The organism is Mycobacterium arosiense ATCC BAA-1401 = DSM 45069 (genome assembly GCF_002086125.1).
In the GTDB taxonomy this organism is placed as follows: domain Bacteria; phylum Actinomycetota; class Actinomycetes; order Mycobacteriales; family Mycobacteriaceae; genus Mycobacterium; species Mycobacterium arosiense.
Genome location: NZ_MVHG01000253.1, coordinates 1 through 413, shown reverse-complemented (window position 1 = coordinate 413; position 413 = coordinate 1). Strand labels below are relative to the sequence as shown.

General features: G+C 71.4%; 1 protein-coding gene. It reads right to left on the bottom strand.

Annotation, left to right across the window (positions count from 1 at the left end):
* The coding region (locus BST14_RS31825; protein ID WP_142279698.1) for a ShlB/FhaC/HecB family hemolysin secretion/activation protein at window positions 1-413 on the bottom strand (413 nt) is incomplete at both ends.

Below are 413 nucleotides of genomic sequence, written 5' to 3'. Positions count from 1 at the left end.
GGCAGGCTGTAGAACAGGCTCTGGCTGTCGGAATGGCGCCAGCGGTCGGTAACCGCGTCGCGGTTGGCGCGCAGGTTGAGCTGGTCGGCCAGGCCCAGCGGGCTGTCCCAGTCCAGGCCCAGGCCCATCTGCTGCTCGCCGGTGCTGACGTCGCCGTCGTTGTTGCGCGTGGCGGAGACCCGCCAGGGCTTGTCGCGCTCGCCCTTGAGACGCACCCGGCTGCCGCCGACCTCGCTGCCGGGCACCAGCTCCAGTTGCGCCTGGCGCGACGGCAGGCGGCTCAACTGGTCGACCAGTTGCTCCAGCTCGCGCAGGTCGAGCAACTCGCCGGTCCTGCCCGGAAAGCTCATCGTCAGTTCGCGCGGGCTGGCCAGCGCGGAGCTGTCCAGGCCCTCCAGGCGGCCTTCGACGAC